This window comes from Vibrio mytili, assembly GCF_000830505.1.
GTDB lineage: Bacteria > Pseudomonadota > Gammaproteobacteria > Enterobacterales > Vibrionaceae > Vibrio > Vibrio mytili.
Window position 1 is genome coordinate 65,519 of record NZ_JXOK01000019.1, and the last position, 15,795, is coordinate 81,313.

13 protein-coding genes are annotated in these 15,795 nt (G+C 43.6%); 7 read left to right on the forward strand and 6 right to left on the reverse strand.

Annotated elements, in window-relative coordinates; all coding sequences use genetic code 11:
* Positions 1-83: 83 nt before the first annotated feature.
* Positions 84-1,082: a porin gene (locus SU60_RS06950; protein WP_041154878.1), complete on the reverse strand. Its 999-nt coding sequence runs from the start codon at positions 1,080-1,082 to the stop codon at positions 84-86.
* Positions 1,083-1,598: 516 nt separating this feature from the next.
* On the opposite strand from SU60_RS06950, the gene dinG reads away from it, so the two are divergent.
* The 5 genes from dinG (at position 1,599) to xthA (ending at position 6,116) form a co-directional block, all read left to right on the forward strand.
* On the forward strand, positions 1,599-3,674 hold the full coding sequence (dinG, locus tag SU60_RS06955; protein ID WP_041154879.1) for an ATP-dependent DNA helicase DinG: 2,076 nt from the start codon (positions 1,599-1,601) through the stop codon (positions 3,672-3,674).
* A gap of 14 nt (positions 3,675-3,688) precedes the next feature.
* Positions 3,689-4,474, forward strand: a complete 786-nt coding sequence (locus tag SU60_RS06960) for a sulfite exporter TauE/SafE family protein (RefSeq protein ID WP_041154880.1) — start codon at positions 3,689-3,691, stop codon at positions 4,472-4,474.
* Complete coding sequence (locus SU60_RS06965) at positions 4,471-5,016, forward strand: primosomal replication protein (protein WP_041154881.1); 546 nt, start codon at positions 4,471-4,473, stop codon at positions 5,014-5,016. Before SU60_RS06960 ends, SU60_RS06965 begins: the two co-directional genes overlap by 4 nt.
* Before the next feature lies 1 nt (position 5,017).
* Positions 5,018-5,185: a pleiotropic regulatory protein RsmS gene (gene rsmS, locus SU60_RS06970; protein ID WP_041154882.1), complete on the forward strand. Its 168-nt coding sequence runs from the start codon at positions 5,018-5,020 to the stop codon at positions 5,183-5,185.
* Between the two features lie 124 nt (positions 5,186-5,309).
* Positions 5,310-6,116, forward strand: a complete 807-nt coding sequence (gene xthA / locus SU60_RS06975) for an exodeoxyribonuclease III (protein WP_041154883.1) — start codon at positions 5,310-5,312, stop codon at positions 6,114-6,116.
* Between the two features lie 87 nt (positions 6,117-6,203).
* Here xthA and SU60_RS06980 read toward each other — a convergent pair whose 3' ends face one another.
* The 5 genes from SU60_RS06980 to SU60_RS07000 form a co-directional block, all read right to left on the reverse strand.
* Positions 6,204-6,881: an ABC transporter permease gene (locus SU60_RS06980; protein WP_041154884.1), complete on the reverse strand. Its 678-nt coding sequence runs from the start codon at positions 6,879-6,881 to the stop codon at positions 6,204-6,206.
* Positions 6,882-6,884: 3 nt separating this feature from the next.
* Entirely contained in the window at positions 6,885-7,625 is a 741-nt protein-coding gene (locus tag SU60_RS06985) for an ABC transporter permease (RefSeq protein WP_041154885.1), read from the reverse strand.
* A gap of 81 nt (positions 7,626-7,706) precedes the next feature.
* Positions 7,707-8,477 carry an ABC transporter substrate-binding protein gene (locus SU60_RS06990; RefSeq protein WP_041154886.1) on the reverse strand — a complete coding sequence of 257 codons (771 nt, stop codon included), beginning with the start codon at positions 8,475-8,477 and terminating at the stop codon, positions 7,707-7,709.
* A 115-nt stretch (positions 8,478-8,592) separates the two neighbouring features.
* Complete coding sequence (locus SU60_RS06995; protein WP_041154887.1) at positions 8,593-9,363, reverse strand: ABC transporter ATP-binding protein; 771 nt, start codon at positions 9,361-9,363, stop codon at positions 8,593-8,595.
* A 265-nt stretch (positions 9,364-9,628) separates the two neighbouring features.
* A complete protein-coding gene (locus tag SU60_RS07000; RefSeq protein ID WP_041154888.1) occupies positions 9,629-11,077 on the reverse strand; it encodes a hypothetical protein in 1,449 nt (482 codons plus the stop codon).
* A gap of 509 nt (positions 11,078-11,586) precedes the next feature.
* Here SU60_RS07000 and SU60_RS07005 point away from each other — a divergent pair.
* On the forward strand, positions 11,587-13,134 hold the full coding sequence (locus SU60_RS07005; RefSeq protein WP_041154889.1) for a DUF3360 family protein: 1,548 nt from the start codon (positions 11,587-11,589) through the stop codon (positions 13,132-13,134).
* 306 nt (positions 13,135-13,440) lie between these two features.
* The gene (pflB, locus tag SU60_RS07010; RefSeq protein ID WP_041154890.1) at positions 13,441-15,717 is read left to right on the forward strand and encodes a formate C-acetyltransferase; all 2,277 of its coding nucleotides are present in this window, start codon (positions 13,441-13,443) and stop codon (positions 15,715-15,717) included.
* Positions 15,718-15,795: the final 78 nt, after the last annotated feature.

Genomic DNA, 15,795 nt, shown 5'->3' on the forward strand with positions numbered 1-15,795 from the left:
TATAACTCTTAAACCTTGTCAATATAATCAAAAAGGCCGCATAAATGCGACCTTTGGAGTACATTCAACTTGATATCAAGTGATTAGAATGTGTAGTACATACCTGCAACAAAACCGTCACCTTCAACTTTGTTAGAGTTGTCAGCTTTGTCTTCGGCATTAGTGTATTCAGTGAACGCTAGGAGGTTGCTAGACACTGCGTAATCAGCACCAACTGTGTAGTAGTTGATCTCTTCATCGTTATCACCGTCAGTGAAGCCGAATGAAGTGTATAGACGTGCTTTGTCAAGTTTGTAGTCAAGAGCAGCAGAGATTGTATCTAGGTCTGAAGCACCGTCAATGTTTTCGAATACGTAGTTTACTGCCGCGCCGAAGTTACCTAGAGTAAGACCAGCTTTAGCACCCATGATTTGATGATCATCACCAAGTCCACGGTTGCCTTGATCTTGGTAAGTAGCGCCTAGTTTAAATGCATCGTTGAATGCGTATTCAGCAGACACACCGTACGCTACATCTTCGTCTTCTTTTGAAGAGAAGTAAGCGTCACCGATTAACTTAAGACCGCCAGTGGTGTACTTCATAGAGATAGCGTGACCAGCAGACTCTAGAGAGCTTACGAAGTCATCCATGTAACCTAAACCTTCGTTAGTGTTATCTAGCGTGATTGCGTCTAGAGAGTCACCGAAGTCACCAATTTCACCCGCTGCGATACCGAAGTTGTCACCAATGTTGAAACCGAAGTAAAGGTCATCAGTCTGCATTGAATTATCGTCCGCCACGATGCCTTTCCAGCCATCGAAACCGTTGCCGTTTTGGATTTCGAAAGAGCCGAATGCAGTTACGCTATCGTTTAGCTTGTGCGTTGCATCAATCTGGATTTTTGCCCATAGGTCTACATCAAGATCTGAAGTGTTTTTAGTCTTCACACCTGCTGCTGTAGTTGTTGATTCAGCAGTACTTACGTAAGTATCGATTTCACCTTTTACGTTGAATGCTGTAGTGCCGTCATCGTAGATGTTACCTGCTGCAAGCGCAGAAGTAGAAACAGTTGCAACTGCTAATGCTAATAGAGTCTTTTTCATAATTAATCCACTGCCTTTTCTTAGTTCGGGATATCCTTTTCCGGTTCCCTTTTTTTATTTATCTAGGTAATGACCTTTAACTATTTGTTAAAACAATTCATTCCTAGAATCTGCGGATAAGATTGCAAGAGATTATTCTGGCTGTCAAATTTTATAAATCAGAACATAAAAAAACAAAAAAATCTTATTTTTCATAAAGATAAAAACAAACTCACACTGCGGAGGGCTAACTTATGAGCAGTTTTCTCAATTTTTAAAAATTTAATCACACGGAACAAATTAGAATATTTCACTAAAATACAGAAAAAAAATAAAACCTTAAAACACAAAACCCCAACTACATGCGGCATGTGAAGTTTTATATTTTTCACACAGTGAAATTATATCAATTCTTGGAAGGTTCAATATTTTTTTGTGAACAAGATCGACATTATCCAGAAAAGCATTCAATTTTGTGAACTACAGAACATCTAGTGATGTGTGCTACTATGCGCCTCTAACGCATTTGAGGCCCCCATGCTGACCAGTAACATTCAAAAATCGATTCGCACGAGCTACCAAAACCTGCAAGCCCAACTCGATAACTTTGTGCCAAGAAGAGCGCAAAATTATCTTGTTGCAGAAATAGCAAAGACGCTTTGCGGTCAATACCATAAGTCCAATCGTATACTGGTCGCTGAAGCCGGAACCGGAATTGGTAAGTCTTTATCGTATCTTATGGCAGCGATACCTGTTGCTGTTCACAACAACCGTAAAGTGGTGATATCTACCGCAACGGTCGCTCTACAGGAACAGTTGATGAATAAAGATTTGCCGCTATTTCGTCGTCTAACTGATAGAGAGTTCTCATTTATATTGGCAAAAGGTCGTCAGCGTTATTGCTGCGCTGAAAAACTGGCTTCCGCAAGTGGCGTCGATGGCGGTCAGTTGGCGATGTTTGAAACCAAACCTAAACAGAAAGACATTGAATTACTCGGCACCATGTACCGTTCCCTTGCACAAGGCAAATGGGATGGCGACCGAGATTCTTGGCCTAAACCTATCGACGATAAACTGTGGCAACTGATCGTCAGTGATAAGCACAGCTGTAATAACAGTATGCCCTCACATCGTGGCTGCCCGTTTCAAAAAGCTCGCTCAGAGTTAGACAAAAATGACGTCATCATCGCCAACCATTCGTTGGTTATGGCCGATGCAGATTTGGGGGGTGGGATCATCTTACCCGAACCAGAAAATACGATTTATGTGTTTGATGAAGCACATCACTTGCCTCATGTCGCACGCGACCATGCCTCCGCCTCTGCGAGTTTAAAAGGTGCCGCTGCGTGGTTAGAGAAGTTGAATCAATCGATCAGTAAATTTTCTGCGTTAGCAGACGAAAAGCGTGTCTCTCGCTTTCGTAATGAACTGCAAGAATCGGTGCAGGATTTAATACCAGCGCTGACTCAATTAACAAAGCAGTTTGATCCCGTCCATTTCGAGCAAGGCATTTATCGCTTCGAACACGGAGAACTCCCCTCATGGCTCGAAAACCAGTCAAAAGAACTGAAACAAGCCAGCAAAAAGGCCAACCAAAGTGTCGCCAAAATAGCGGATCTGATCGCAGAAAAAGTAAAAGATGGCGAATTAGCGAATCGAATTGCTGAACCTGCATTAGCAGAATTAGGCTTTTATATTCAAAGACTGGAAAACTTAGCCCAAGTTTGGCATTTGATGGCAGAGCCAACCCGGGAAAAAGGCGCCCCATTAGCAAGGTGGCTCGAAACCCATCCTGATCGGGAAGGCGACTTCATCGTTAGCGTTTCTCCTTTAGAAATTGGTTGGCAGTTGGATCAGAAAATCTGGAGCCGATGCCTTGGTGCGGTACTGGTATCAGCGACCATGCGCGCGCTCAATTCATTTCACTACTTCTGCCACCAAGTAGGGGTCGATGCGAAACCTGAGTCAGGCACGCAATTTTTAGCACTAGCGTCTCCGTTTGATTATCAGAATCAAGCGGAGCTACTTATTCCAAAAATGAAGTATGAGCCACCCGCCCCTCAATTTACTGAATATCTTATCGAGATTTTGCCTAAGTATTTGCAGGACAATAAAGCAAACTTAGTACTATTCTCCTCTTATTGGCAAATGAACCAAGTCGCTGAAGCGCTTTCAGCGGGTTTTATAAAGAAAGGTTGGGCACTGCAAGTACAAGGCGAAAGCTCACGTCAAGAAATTCTAAAAAAACATAAAAAATTGATAGAAAAAAATAAAACTAGCATATTGTTTGGTACCGGTAGTTTTTCGGAAGGTCTTGATTTACCAGGAGAGTTACTTGAAAACTTAGTCATAACCAAGATCCCGTTTGGCGTTCCGACCTCGCCGGTAGAACAAGCGCATTCTGAATATATAGAAAAGAAAGGCGGCAATCCGTTTATGCAAATTACGGTTCCAGATGCAAGTAAGAAGCTGATTCAGAGTGTCGGCAGGCTGCTGCGCAAAGAGAGAGATTCTGGTAGAGTAACCATTCTTGATCGACGCCTCGTCACAAAACGCTATGGCCAAGCCTTAATTGACTCTCTGCCACCATTTAAACGTAACATCGAATATTAGAAGAATAACCATTTATGGAAATGATTGAGCCAACCATGTTGTTGGTGTTGGCGCTCGTCGCTTTTATTGCTGGATTCATTGATGCGGTCGCCGGTGGTGGTGGCATGCTCACAGTACCTGCACTGCTTTCTTTAGGTCTGCCTCCTCACATTGCACTTGGCACCAATAAGCTTGCAGCAACCTTTGCCTCTTCGACGGCAGCTTTTACCTATTACCGAAAGCGTTTATTCCAGCCACGTTGCTGGGGTCGAGCATTTATAGCCACACTGATTGGGGCGACTTTAGGTACACTTTGTGTCGATGCCATCAGTACAGATTGGTTAGAAAAAGTGCTGCCACTAATCATTCTGGCTGCTGCTTTATATACTGTTTTTCATAAAACACCCCAATCCACTCATCAAAGCCCTATTCCTGAGCCTTGTCCTTTGTTAAATAAAAAGCAGTATTTGCAGGGACTGTCCATCGGCTTTTACGATGGTTTAGCAGGACCAGGGACCGGCGCCTTTTGGACAGTGAGTTCAATGGCGCTCTATCGTCTCAACATTCTGTTGGCTTCTGGTCTCGCCAAAGCAATGAATTTCACCAGTAACTTTACCTCTCTGATCACCTTTGCACTACTCGGCCACATAAACTGGGTGCTAGGCTTAACCATGGGCGTGTGCTTAATGGCAGGTGCATTTGTTGGGGCGCATTCCGCAATTCGATTTGGTTCTAAGTTTATTCGCCCTGTATTTGTTACCGTTGTTAGCATTCTCGCCATAAAGCTCGCGTATGAGGCTTGGTTTGTAGGTTTGGCATGAACATAGAGCAACTTTCACAAAATTTAGATCACATGGCTAAGCTGGCCGCGGTATTAGATCGACAACGTGGAGAACATCATGTCCCGCTATTTGACGAACGCCTGTTCAGTTGTCGGTCACGATTGCTAACGCCTTGCGTTAAAGAAGCGAAAGCGACGTTAGCGACAATTTTGCGTGAACAAGCTGAGAATATGCTCACTTCTCAGAGGGCTGAGTACCTGACCGAACGTTTAGTTGCTCAAATCAGCGCGATGCAGCGCGAAATCTCAACCACAAAAATACGCAAAAATGAGATCAAGCACAGTAGTCACTTCCGAAAACCAATCAACGCACTATATCAAGAGCTTGCCCAACATCAGGAGTGGGCACGACGATTGCGCGAAATGGTATTGGATAAAGAGCGCGCTCTGGCCAGTGCAACAAGTTTTCAGCGTGCTGAGGCCCAAAAAGTGCTGCTGGCTACCGAGCAAAGATTGGCGCGCTGTGAAGCGGCATTACTCAAACTAGAAAACCAAATTACTTATAGGGAAAAACATCAGTAATATGTCTGATCAACCTACCTCGCCGTTAGAAAATGCCCCGGAAGAAGTCAAACTTGCCGTGGATTTAATCTATTTATTAGAATCAAACGAGATCGATCCTCAAGTCGCATTAAAAGCGCTGAGAATAGTACAAACGGATCTAGAAAATAAGTTGTCTAGTCAACGCTAGCGTTGTGGCTACGCAAGCGCGAATCGTTTTTTGAGCAATTACCGTTTTTGAAACAATAACCGTTTTTGGAACAAACGCGCCAGAACACCATTTACGACAAATATGCCCATTAGAAGGATAAATAATGAAAGTCATCAGCTTTAACATCAATGGACTACGTGCACGACTCCACCAGCTACAAGCAATTATCGATAAGCATCAGCCAGACGTAATTGGTCTTCAAGAAATCAAAGTTCATGACGAGGCGTTTCCACTTCAAGATGTTGAAGCGATGGGCTACAAAGTGTACTTTCATGGTCAAAAAGCCCATTACGGCGTCGCAATGCTGTGTAAGCAAGAGCCGATTCATGTTCAGAAGGGATTCCCAACGGACAACGAAGAGCATCAAAAGCGCATGATCATGGCAACTTTTGAAGATGAGAATGGCGAGAAAGTAACCGTATTAAATGGTTACTTCCCTCAAGGCGACAACATCAGCCATGAAACTAAATTTCCATATAAGCGACAGTTCTACATGGATTTGATGACCTATTTGAATGAGCACCACAGCAACGATGAACAGTTAATTGTGATGGGTGACATTAATATCAGCCCTATCGATGCAGATATTGGTATTGGAGAACCGAACCGCAAACGTTGGTTAAAAACGGGCAAATGCTCTTTCCAACCAGAAGAGCGTGAGTGGCTAAAGACTTTACTTGATTGGGGGTTTGAAGATACGTTTCGCAATCTATACCCAGACGTAAACAATCAATTTTCGTGGTTTGACTATCGTTCACGTGGGTTCGATGATAACCGTGGTCTGCGTATTGACGTTATTCTAGCGACACCATCACTTGCGGAGAAGTGTATTGACGCTGGCATTGATTACGAACTGCGCGGGATAGAAAAGCCTTCTGATCACGCGCCAATCTGGTCAACATTTGAATAGACTTTACGCTTGCAAGCGATAACCTTGCGCTTACGAGCTAAAAATAACGAAGAGCGCCGCAATGGCGCTCTTCGTTTACTTTCCGACTTAACTCAGCGGTCTCGTATAAGCAAGTAGGCGTCGTTCAGCTTGCTTAAAACACCACAAAATCATGAATGTCAGCATCATATAGAACAACCCAGCCGTTAAAAATGACTCAAATGGCGCGTAGTAGCGTGAGTTCACTAATCGAGCGGCACCAGTTAAGTCCATAATCGTGATAATCCCAGCGACTGCGCTACCATGAAGCATGAAAATCACCTCATTTGAATAGGCAGGTAACGCTCTTCGAAGCGCACTCGGTAAGATGATGCGGCGATAAGTCATAAACGGACTCATCCCATAAGCTTTCGCGGCTTCAACCTCACCTATAGGTAAACCATTAATCGCTCCTCGGATGATCTCCGAAGTGTAAGCCGACGTGTTCAAAATAAACGCAACAAGTGCACAGAACCACGCGTTCTCCCAGAGCGTGTCCTTCACAGGGAAAAACTGGTCCATCCCGTAATAAATAAGGTACAACTGTACAAGTAAGGGGGTCCCACGGAAAAAGTAAATGAACGCCCAAGATGGAAAGCTCAATAAATAGTTCTTACTGTTTCTAGCGATTGCCATTGGAATGGAGACACACAACCCAATGACCAGTGAAATACCTACCAACCAAACTGTTGTCCAAAGACCGTTAAGGTAAATCGGGAAACTTTCAATAATCAGTGAAAAGTCCATAATTTACCTCGTATGAATACTGAATTTACGCTCAACAAGCTTGAGTAAGCCTGTCGATACACTGGTAAAAAATAAAAATATAATGGCTACCGCCATATAGAACGTAAATGGCATTTTAGTCGAGCCCGCCGCTAAAGAACTGACCCTCACCATATCTTCTAAGCCAATAATTGAGACCAGTGCAGTGGTTTTAAGAAGCACTAACCAATTGTTTCCAAAGCCAGGCAATGCGTGACGCACCATCTGTGGTAACAGAATCCTTCTGAATGACATAGCCCCGCTCATGCCATAGGCTTTCGCAGCTTCGAGTTCACCTCTGTCGACGGCCATGATCGCGCCACGAAACGTTTCCGCCATGTAGGCCCCAAAAATAAAACCTATGGTCAAAACACCAGCGATGAAAGGACTGACATCAATATAATCTGGTAAGTATGATGTCCATTCATGATTTGGGTCGCTAGACGCAAACCACCCATTTAGCGTCTCATTGATAGAATAAAGGCTGTTATTTAAAAGTATTTGCCCACCGAAGAAAATCAGCATCATCAGAACCAAATCTGGGATACCACGGATAATGGTGGTATAGAGAGTGGCAACAGCTTTTGCCCATTTATAAGATGACAGTTTGGCGAGTGCACCCAACATGCCTAAAACCACCGCAAGTAACAGAGAAAGTACGGCGACTTCGATGGTTAATAAAGCGCCATGAAAAATGGACGCTTCGTATCCTTGCAAATCCAGCATAGGTGAGTTCCTAGTCCCTAGACTAAAAAAATCGACCGCTGGCTACCTCTAGGAACAAGCCAACGGTCGCTTGTTTACCGCTTATTCGCCGTAAACATCGTAGTTAAAGTATTTACTTGCGATTTCCTGGTAAACACCTTTCTCACGTAAAGATAGAATCGCAGCATCAAGTTTCTGAGTCAGATCTTTGTCTTGTTTACGCACCGCAATACCAAAACCTTCACCGAACCATTTCGGATCTGTTAGTGATGGGCCAACGAACTCATACGCATCGCCACCTTCTTTTTTCAGCACACCTTCTTCTAACGCTGATGCATCACCCAATACTGCGGCAACACGACCGTTGGCAAGGTCTAAGTATGCTTCATCGAAAGAGCCATAACGTACAATATCAATTTTATCGCCGTAGTTATCAGTCAAGTATTTGTCATGCGTTGTCGCACGTTGAACCGCGATTTTCTTACCGTCTAGATTGTCAAAGTCCAGACCTGCGCCTTTTTTAGCAATGAATTTATTTGGAATCAGTGCGTATTTGCCAGTAAAGTCGACTTTCTTTTTACGCTCGTCGGTAATTGACATAGCCGCAATGATTGCATCGTATTTGCGCGCCAACAGTGAAGGAATGATGCCATCCCAATCTTGCGCAACGATCTTACATTCAACCTGCATTTCTTTACATAAGGCATTCGCCATATCGACATCAAAGCCTTTCAAAGATCCATCCGTTTCTGTCCAGCTAAATGGAGGATAGGCGCCTTCAATGCCAAAACGAACGGTTTTCCATTCTTTCGCTTGTGCAATTCCGGACACTGCTGTTGCAGCAAGCGTTGCTGCTAATAACCACTTTTTCATTTCCATACTCCTGTGATTTATATTTTATTTCGTATTGTTTGTTGTGTTTATTTCAAGAGGCAGAAGAGTGCCGCTCAAAAAACCTTGTACTCGATCCTTCGTACTTGAAAAGATTCTAGTAAATAGAAGAGATAAACTGTTTTAAACGCTCTGACTCTGGGTTGGTAAACAACTGAGCGGGGTCACCTTGTTCCTCAACCAATCCTTGATGAAGAAACATGACATGACTCGACACATCACGAGCGAAAGCCATCTCGTGCGTCACCACTAACATGGTTCTCCCCTCTTCTGCCAAATCTCTCATCACCCCGAGCACTTCTCCGACCAACTCGGGATCTAGTGCAGACGTTGGTTCATCGAATAACATGACTTCTGGATCTACCGCCAGGGCACGTGCGATAGCGGCACGCTGTTGCTGACCACCAGACAAATGACCTGGGTAATAGTCTTTACGCTCGTATAAACCGACTTTTTTGAGTAATAGTTCTGCGTTTTCAATAGCCTGAGATTTTGGCACCCCTAGAACATGAACAGGCGCTTCAATAACATTTTCTAACACGGTTAAGTGCGACCAAAGATTAAAACCTTGGAACACCATAGCAAGACGTGATCGAATGCGCTGAACTTGTTTTTCGTTGGCAGGAACGGGTTCACCAGAGCGGTTATTTTTCATCTGAATGAGCTCACCATTTACCCAGATATCTCCGGCTGTTGGTGTCTCTAATAGATTAATACATCTAAGAAAAGTACTCTTGCCTGAGCCGGAAGAGCCAATAATAGAAATAACGTCGCCTTTGTGCGCGGCAAGAGAAATACCCTTTAGGACTTCGTTTTGTCCAAACGTTTTGTGCAGGTTTTTTATATCTAGCGCTGGTACATCATTCATGCGCTTAACTCCCTGTGTCTTTTCACTGCTTTACGGGACTCCGCCCATCTAATTTGGAACAAAGTAGCATCACGCTCATAAACTTGCAACAAATCATTAACCTAGATAACTCGAATAGAAAGACATGATATCCAAATTTTTATGCAAAATATAGCGACATATGCTTTTATTCTTGAATATTTGACATAAAAAAGCCCCTAAAACTAGGGGCTAGATAAATTATAAAAGTGTTAGTTGGTTCTAGTTTAGTCAATCAATACGAGTACTAATTAGTGCGCTCTAAGCGTAATGTCTTCGTTTTGGCCATTCGGTTATTAACGCTTCTAACTTCTTGTTCATTCATCACAATGCCCAATGCATCTTTTGTCGTGCTCGTGCCGTCTTCGTTGGCAAACGCAGTCATAAAGTCTGTTGCTTTTAAGTCACTTTGATCTTCAGTAAACACATAACTTTGCGTCATGTTTGAACCACTTGATACCACTAGCCCACTAATACCAGAAATACTTGAGTAGTCCAACTTAGGAACAACAACCTTACCGCTGATCAATGAGTAAACTGAATGTCGAACAATGTATGGCACCGAATTTACACTTTTCCCTTGTTGGTAGGTCAAACGCTGTAAACCATTTTCATCGCCTAGAGCAATACTGTCACGCACATAAACATTGCCATTTGATACACCTGGCTTAGTATTTTGGGTATTGCTAACCGAGAATAATGAAGATTCATCTACAACAACGCGCCAGTCGTCTGATACCACGTCAGTGTAAGTCGCATTCCAACCATTGGTTGCAATTGTGCCTTCGACGCTAAAGGCCCATTGATCACCTTTCAAACTGTCTGGATGGTAAAAAGCATTCCCTTTCGCGACTTCAGCCAAACGATAAGAAAAGTTGCGGTAAATGGCGTCGATATCAATCGTTTTAAAGTTGATGCCCGAATTGCTGACAGACGGTGTGGATTGGTTTCCTGCAAACACCATTCGATTATCGTTCCAACCATCGAATCCGTACTGATATAAAGATGCTCGTGAACCGGTTCTATATTGAGCAACCATGGTCTTTTCATCTTTTACTGCGGATAACTTTTGACCATTAGTAAAACGCGATTCGTTTGCTTCAACGGTGTCATATTGAGAATCGAAGTAAAACGTTGAGAACGGATTACCCGATGCGTCTTCTGCAGCTTTATAGTCTAGGTTACTTTTATTGACCATTGCATCATTGCTACCAGTCAAACAAGTAGTGTTGCTAACATTCGATTGAGCAGATAGGTATACGTTGCGTAGTGAAGAATCTGCTTCTAGAAGCGCTTTAGTAAACGTTAATGCGTTAATGACCGTTCCGTCCACTTCTTGGATCGTTACACTACCGCCATCTGGTATAGACTGGCGAATAATCGTCAATTTATCGTTACTTGCCGTCACTAAGTCACCAACACGGTTACCCGACGCATCAGAGTAATAAGCGGTAAGCTGAGTATCTAATACTCCACCAATTCTATGATAATTCAGGACCTCCACAACACCATTAGTTGTATTACGATCATAGATAGTACAAGAGCCGTTGCTATCTAACGTCTGTGTCTTAGGTGTTACGAACGTAAAGTTGTACTGAGTTTGAGGCGCACCGCCGCCACCGCCGCCACCTCCGCCACAACCGACCATGATTCCTGAGATGATTGCCACTAAAGGCACTATTTTGAGCTTTTTCATGTCTTCTTCCTAAATAAGTCAAGCGGCAATAGATAGCCATAAATTCGTCATTTTTAGGAACTAAGCAAAAATGAAGCCAAGTTTTCACCACCCGATAGAACATCAGGGGATATTTCATTGATATGTGAAATGTGACCTGATAACGCTAACTCAACTCAAGTTATGTAATGAAATTACACACTTAAGCGCTATATGATCGACGCAACCCGCCGTTTTGTAGCAAAGTTTCAGATATAGTTCTAAAGTGATCTAAATCAATCACTCTTTATAGTTATGTTGATAGACTCCAGCCATAAAATGAGGATTTTCCTGTGCCTCAGCACAATCATAATAATAGCAACGTTATAAATCAGTTATTGGCTATGCTTAAGCACGTAAATTGAGTGCTACAAGTCTAATGACCGCCGGCGACGACTGTCCGATTGAGATACTTCAGTTCGACACAACACTGGCACTTATTTAAGAGTTCATACTTAAGAATTCATAACTTTAAAATATATGAGGAATCTATGTCAGACGCAGTGAATAAAGCGCATTCTGATTCAGATATCGAGACCAAAAGCTACCGTGAGCTTCATCGTCCAGCATCTGAGTTCGCCAGTCGTTCAGACTATCTAGACCACGAACTGCAAATCATGAAGCCACGTCGTTTCGGCTTAAACTTGCCAGGTCGTGATTTCCGTTTTGAGCTTGAAGATTTTGTTCCAGCTATTGCGGGTACTATCGGCATTATTGCGATGTATTCTGCAGTAATGATGTCTTGGGCTGAAGGTTTAACCCAAGCATGGGACCATGTGCATTTGACCAAAGAGTTCGCAATTGAAGTCGCTCGTGTCGAAATGCTGATCCCTGCTCTTCTTTTCTGTATTTTAGCTTCAGGTGTTTTTAACCCTAAAGCAAACCTCGCCGGTAACCATGGCCCAATGATTCCATTGATCGGTACTATCGCTCTAGCAGGTGCTCACCCTCTTGCTCTTGCCATTCTGATCGGTATTTTTGGTCTTCTACTCTCATTTTTTAAAGGCGGCTCAAAACTCGTCAACCTCACTTCTGAAGGCACCGCCGGTGGTTTGCTTATTTTCTTAGGCCTAACAGGTACGATTAGCCAAATCAACTCCATTCAATCCTGGGCAACAGGGCTGGAGTCTGCCGATGTTGCCGCTGGTAGCATGGGTTACGTTGGCTTTGTTGTTCTTGGTATCACAGTCGCTATCTATGCTTATCTTGCGAAAATCAACAAACGTTGGTTGGCAATTCCAGTGTGTGCATTCACCGGTCTTGCGATTGCGCTGGTTCTTGGTGCTGGCTTTGACATTGTATTCGAGACAAAAACAGGTCTGCCAAACCTTAATCCAGTTTACTGGTGGGGCAGCACCGAGGAAGGTTGGATGCTTGGTTTACCAACTGCAGAGCACTTTATCGCATCATTACCATTCGCGATTCTTGCTGTTGCGATGTGGTCACCAGATTTCCTTGGCCACCGTATCTTCCAGGAAATGAACTACCCACGTAAGACAGAAAAAGTACTGATGGACGTGGATGACACCATGACGATGTGTTCTTTCCGTCAGATGGTCGGTACTGCTGTTGGTGGCGGTAACATCACGTCATCTTGGGGAACTTACATGATCCCAGCGGCTATCGCGAAACGTCCAATTCCGGCAGGTGCGATTCTTCTAGGCTCTCTATGTATTATCGTTGCGATTCTTGGTTTCCCAATGGACGTTGCAGTATGGCCACCAGTCATGCGCGTCGCGCTGCTTGTCGGTGTATCGCTTCCTTTACTTGAAGCAGGTATGCAGATGGTGCGTGACACAAAAGATTCACAAGCAGCGGGTATCTGTATCTTTGCATCTATCGTCGCTAACCCAGTGCTAGCTTGGGCATTAACCATGTTCCTAGATAACAACGGATTAATTGGCGACAAAGAACGTGCATCACGCTTGTCATTCATGGATAAAATTATTATTCCTGTCACTGTCTTTATTATCTGTTTAGTTGCTATGCTTGCTGTTGGTATGCTAGAAGATCAATATGGATTAAAAGCTTGGCTATAATAAAGCTATAATTTCAACAAATATGTGGGTAGCGCTGGTCGCTACCCCATTTTTATCGCATTTTTTGAAGATTTATTGATTTAGTTTAAGGTTTGCAAAAAAATTTTAGTTTAGTCTTTCACTATAGGTTAACGAAACGGCGTTAATTTGTAGTGACAATATTTATAGTTTTACTACCCAGTATTGTGAATTTGAGACTATAAATATTGTTATTCATAAGAGTGTACTGTTCCTCACCTGAACGAGGATAGCTGGCTCAACGGCGAAGCAGTGCGTATTTTTTTCTACTAAAAAGGTAGGTATGTCATGGCAGAGCAATTTGCTAAAGCTTGGGAAGGTTTTGCTGAAGGTGATTGGCAAAACGAAGTAAACGTTCGTGATTTCATTCAGAAAAACTATTCTCCGTATGAAGGCGACGAATCTTTCCTAGTTTCTGAAGGTACTGAAGCAACTAACAAGCTTTGGGCTAAGGTAATGGAAGGTATCAAACAAGAAAACTCGACTCACGCTCCAGTTGACTTTGATACTTCAGTTATCTCTACCATCACTGCTCACGATGCAGGCTACATCGAGAAAGATCTTGAAACTATCGTTGGTCTACAAACTGACGCTCCGCTGAAACGTGCGATCATCCCTAACGGTGGTATCCGCATGGTTGAAGGTTCATGCAAAGCATACAATCGTGAGCTAGATCCGCAAGTTAAGAAAATCTACACAGAATACCGTAAAACACACAACCAAGGCGTTTTCGACATCTACACGCCACAGATCATGGCGTGTCGTAAATCTGGCGTACTGACTGGTCTTCCAGATGCTTACGGTCGTGGTCGTATCATCGGTGACTACCGTCGTATTGCTCTATACGGTATTGATTTCCTAATGAAGGATAAATTCGCACAGTTCTCTTCTCTACAAGAGCGTTTCGAGAACGGCGAAGACCTACAAATGACAATGCAGCTTCGTGAAGAGATCGCTGAGCAACATCGTGCGCTAGGTCAAATCAAAGAAATGGCTGCTAAATACGGTTGTGACATTTCTCGTCCTGCTGAAACTGCACAAGAAGCTATCCAGTGGACTTACTTCGGTTACCTAGCTGCTGTTAAATCTCAAAACGGCGCGGCAATGTCTCTAGGCCGTACTTCTACGTTCCTAGACATCTTCATTGAGCGTGATATCGCTGCTGGTCGCATCACTGAAGACCAAGCTCAAGAAATGATCGACCACTTCGTAATGAAGCTACGTATGGTTCGTTTCCTACGTACTCCTGAGTACGATGATCTGTTCTCTGGTGACCCAATCTGGGCAACTGAGTCTATGGGTGGTATGGGTCTTGACGGACGTACACTGGTTACTCGTACAAACTTCCGTTTCCTAAACTCTCTATACACAATGGGTCCTTCTCCAGAGCCGAACATCACTGTTCTTTGGTCTGAGCAACTACCTGAAGGCTTCAAGAAGTTCTGTGCGAAAGTATCTATCGATACTTCTTCTATCCAGTACGAAAACGACGACCTAATGCGTCCAGACATGAACTCTGACGACTACGCAATCGCATGTTGTGTATCTCCAATGGTTGTTGGTAAGCAAATGCAGTTCTTCGGTGCTCGTGCTAACCTTGCGAAAACTATGCTTTACACCATCAACGGTGGTGTGGATGAGAAGCTAAAAATCCAAGTTGGTCCACAAATGCCTAAGATCGAAGGCGATGTACTGAACTACGATGAGTTGTGGGAGAAAATGGACCACTTCATGGATTGGCTAGCGAAGCAGTACGTGACTGCACTAAACGCAATCCACTTCATGCACGACAAGTACAGCTACGAAGCGTCTCTAATGGCTCTACATGACCGTGACGTTAAACGTACAATGGCTTGTGGTATCGCTGGTCTTTCTGTGGCTGCTGACTCTCTGTCTGCAATCAAATACGCTACAGTTAAACCTATTCGTGATGAAAACGGTCTAGCGATCGACTTCGAAATCGAAGGCGACTACCCTAAATTCGGTAACAACGACCCACGCGTTGATGACATCGCATGTGAACTTGTTTCTGTATTTATGGGCAAAATCCGTAAGCTTAAGACTTACCGCGACGCAATCCCTACTCAGTCAATTCTTACTATCACTTCAAACGTGGTTTACGGTAAGAAAACGGGTAACACACCTGATGGTCGTCGTGCTGGTGCTCCATTTGCTCCAGGTGCAAACCCAATGCACGGTCGCGATGAGAAAGGTGCGGTTGCATCATTAACTTCAGTTGCAAAACTGCCGTTTGCTGACGCACAAGATGGTATCTCTTACACCTTCTCGATCGTACCTAACGCTCTAGGTAAAGATGAAGGTTCTCAACGCGCTAACCTTGCTGGTCTGATGGATGGTTACTTCCACCACGAAGCAGGTATTGAAGGTGGTCAACACCTAAACGTGAACGTTCTTAACCGCGAAACTCTAGAAGACGCTGTTAAGCACCCAGAGAAATACCCTCAGCTTACAATCCGTGTCTCTGGTTACGCAGTACGCTTTAACTCTCTAACTGCAGAGCAACAAGCTGACGTAATCGCACGTACATTCACTGAGTCTCTATAATAACTCTCTGAAATAACGTAGATTGATACAACAAAGGCTGATGCTACAAAGCATCAGCCTTTTTTTATCTCTAGAGTC

Bases quoted from the DNA above. Each gene is read 5' to 3' on its own strand.
- SU60_RS06950 (WP_041154878.1), bottom strand. From the start codon at position 1,082: ATGAAAAAGACTCTATTAGCATTAGCAGTTGCAACTGTTTCTACTTCT.
- dinG (WP_041154879.1), top strand. From the start codon at position 1,599: ATGCTGACCAGTAACATTCAAAAATCGATTCGCACGAGCTACCAAAAC.
- SU60_RS06960 (WP_041154880.1), top strand. From the start codon at position 3,689: ATGGAAATGATTGAGCCAACCATGTTGTTGGTGTTGGCGCTCGTCGCT.
- SU60_RS06965 (WP_041154881.1), top strand. From the start codon at position 4,471: ATGAACATAGAGCAACTTTCACAAAATTTAGATCACATGGCTAAGCTG.
- rsmS (WP_041154882.1), top strand. From the start codon at position 5,018: ATGTCTGATCAACCTACCTCGCCGTTAGAAAATGCCCCGGAAGAAGTC.
- xthA (WP_041154883.1), top strand. From the start codon at position 5,310: ATGAAAGTCATCAGCTTTAACATCAATGGACTACGTGCACGACTCCAC.
- SU60_RS06980 (WP_041154884.1), bottom strand. From the start codon at position 6,881: ATGGACTTTTCACTGATTATTGAAAGTTTCCCGATTTACCTTAACGGT.
- SU60_RS06985 (WP_041154885.1), bottom strand. From the start codon at position 7,625: ATGCTGGATTTGCAAGGATACGAAGCGTCCATTTTTCATGGCGCTTTA.
- SU60_RS06990 (WP_041154886.1), bottom strand. From the start codon at position 8,477: ATGAAAAAGTGGTTATTAGCAGCAACGCTTGCTGCAACAGCAGTGTCC.
- SU60_RS06995 (WP_041154887.1), bottom strand. From the start codon at position 9,363: ATGAATGATGTACCAGCGCTAGATATAAAAAACCTGCACAAAACGTTT.
- SU60_RS07000 (WP_041154888.1), bottom strand. From the start codon at position 11,077: ATGAAAAAGCTCAAAATAGTGCCTTTAGTGGCAATCATCTCAGGAATC.
- SU60_RS07005 (WP_041154889.1), top strand. From the start codon at position 11,587: ATGTCAGACGCAGTGAATAAAGCGCATTCTGATTCAGATATCGAGACC.
- pflB (WP_041154890.1), top strand. From the start codon at position 13,441: ATGGCAGAGCAATTTGCTAAAGCTTGGGAAGGTTTTGCTGAAGGTGAT.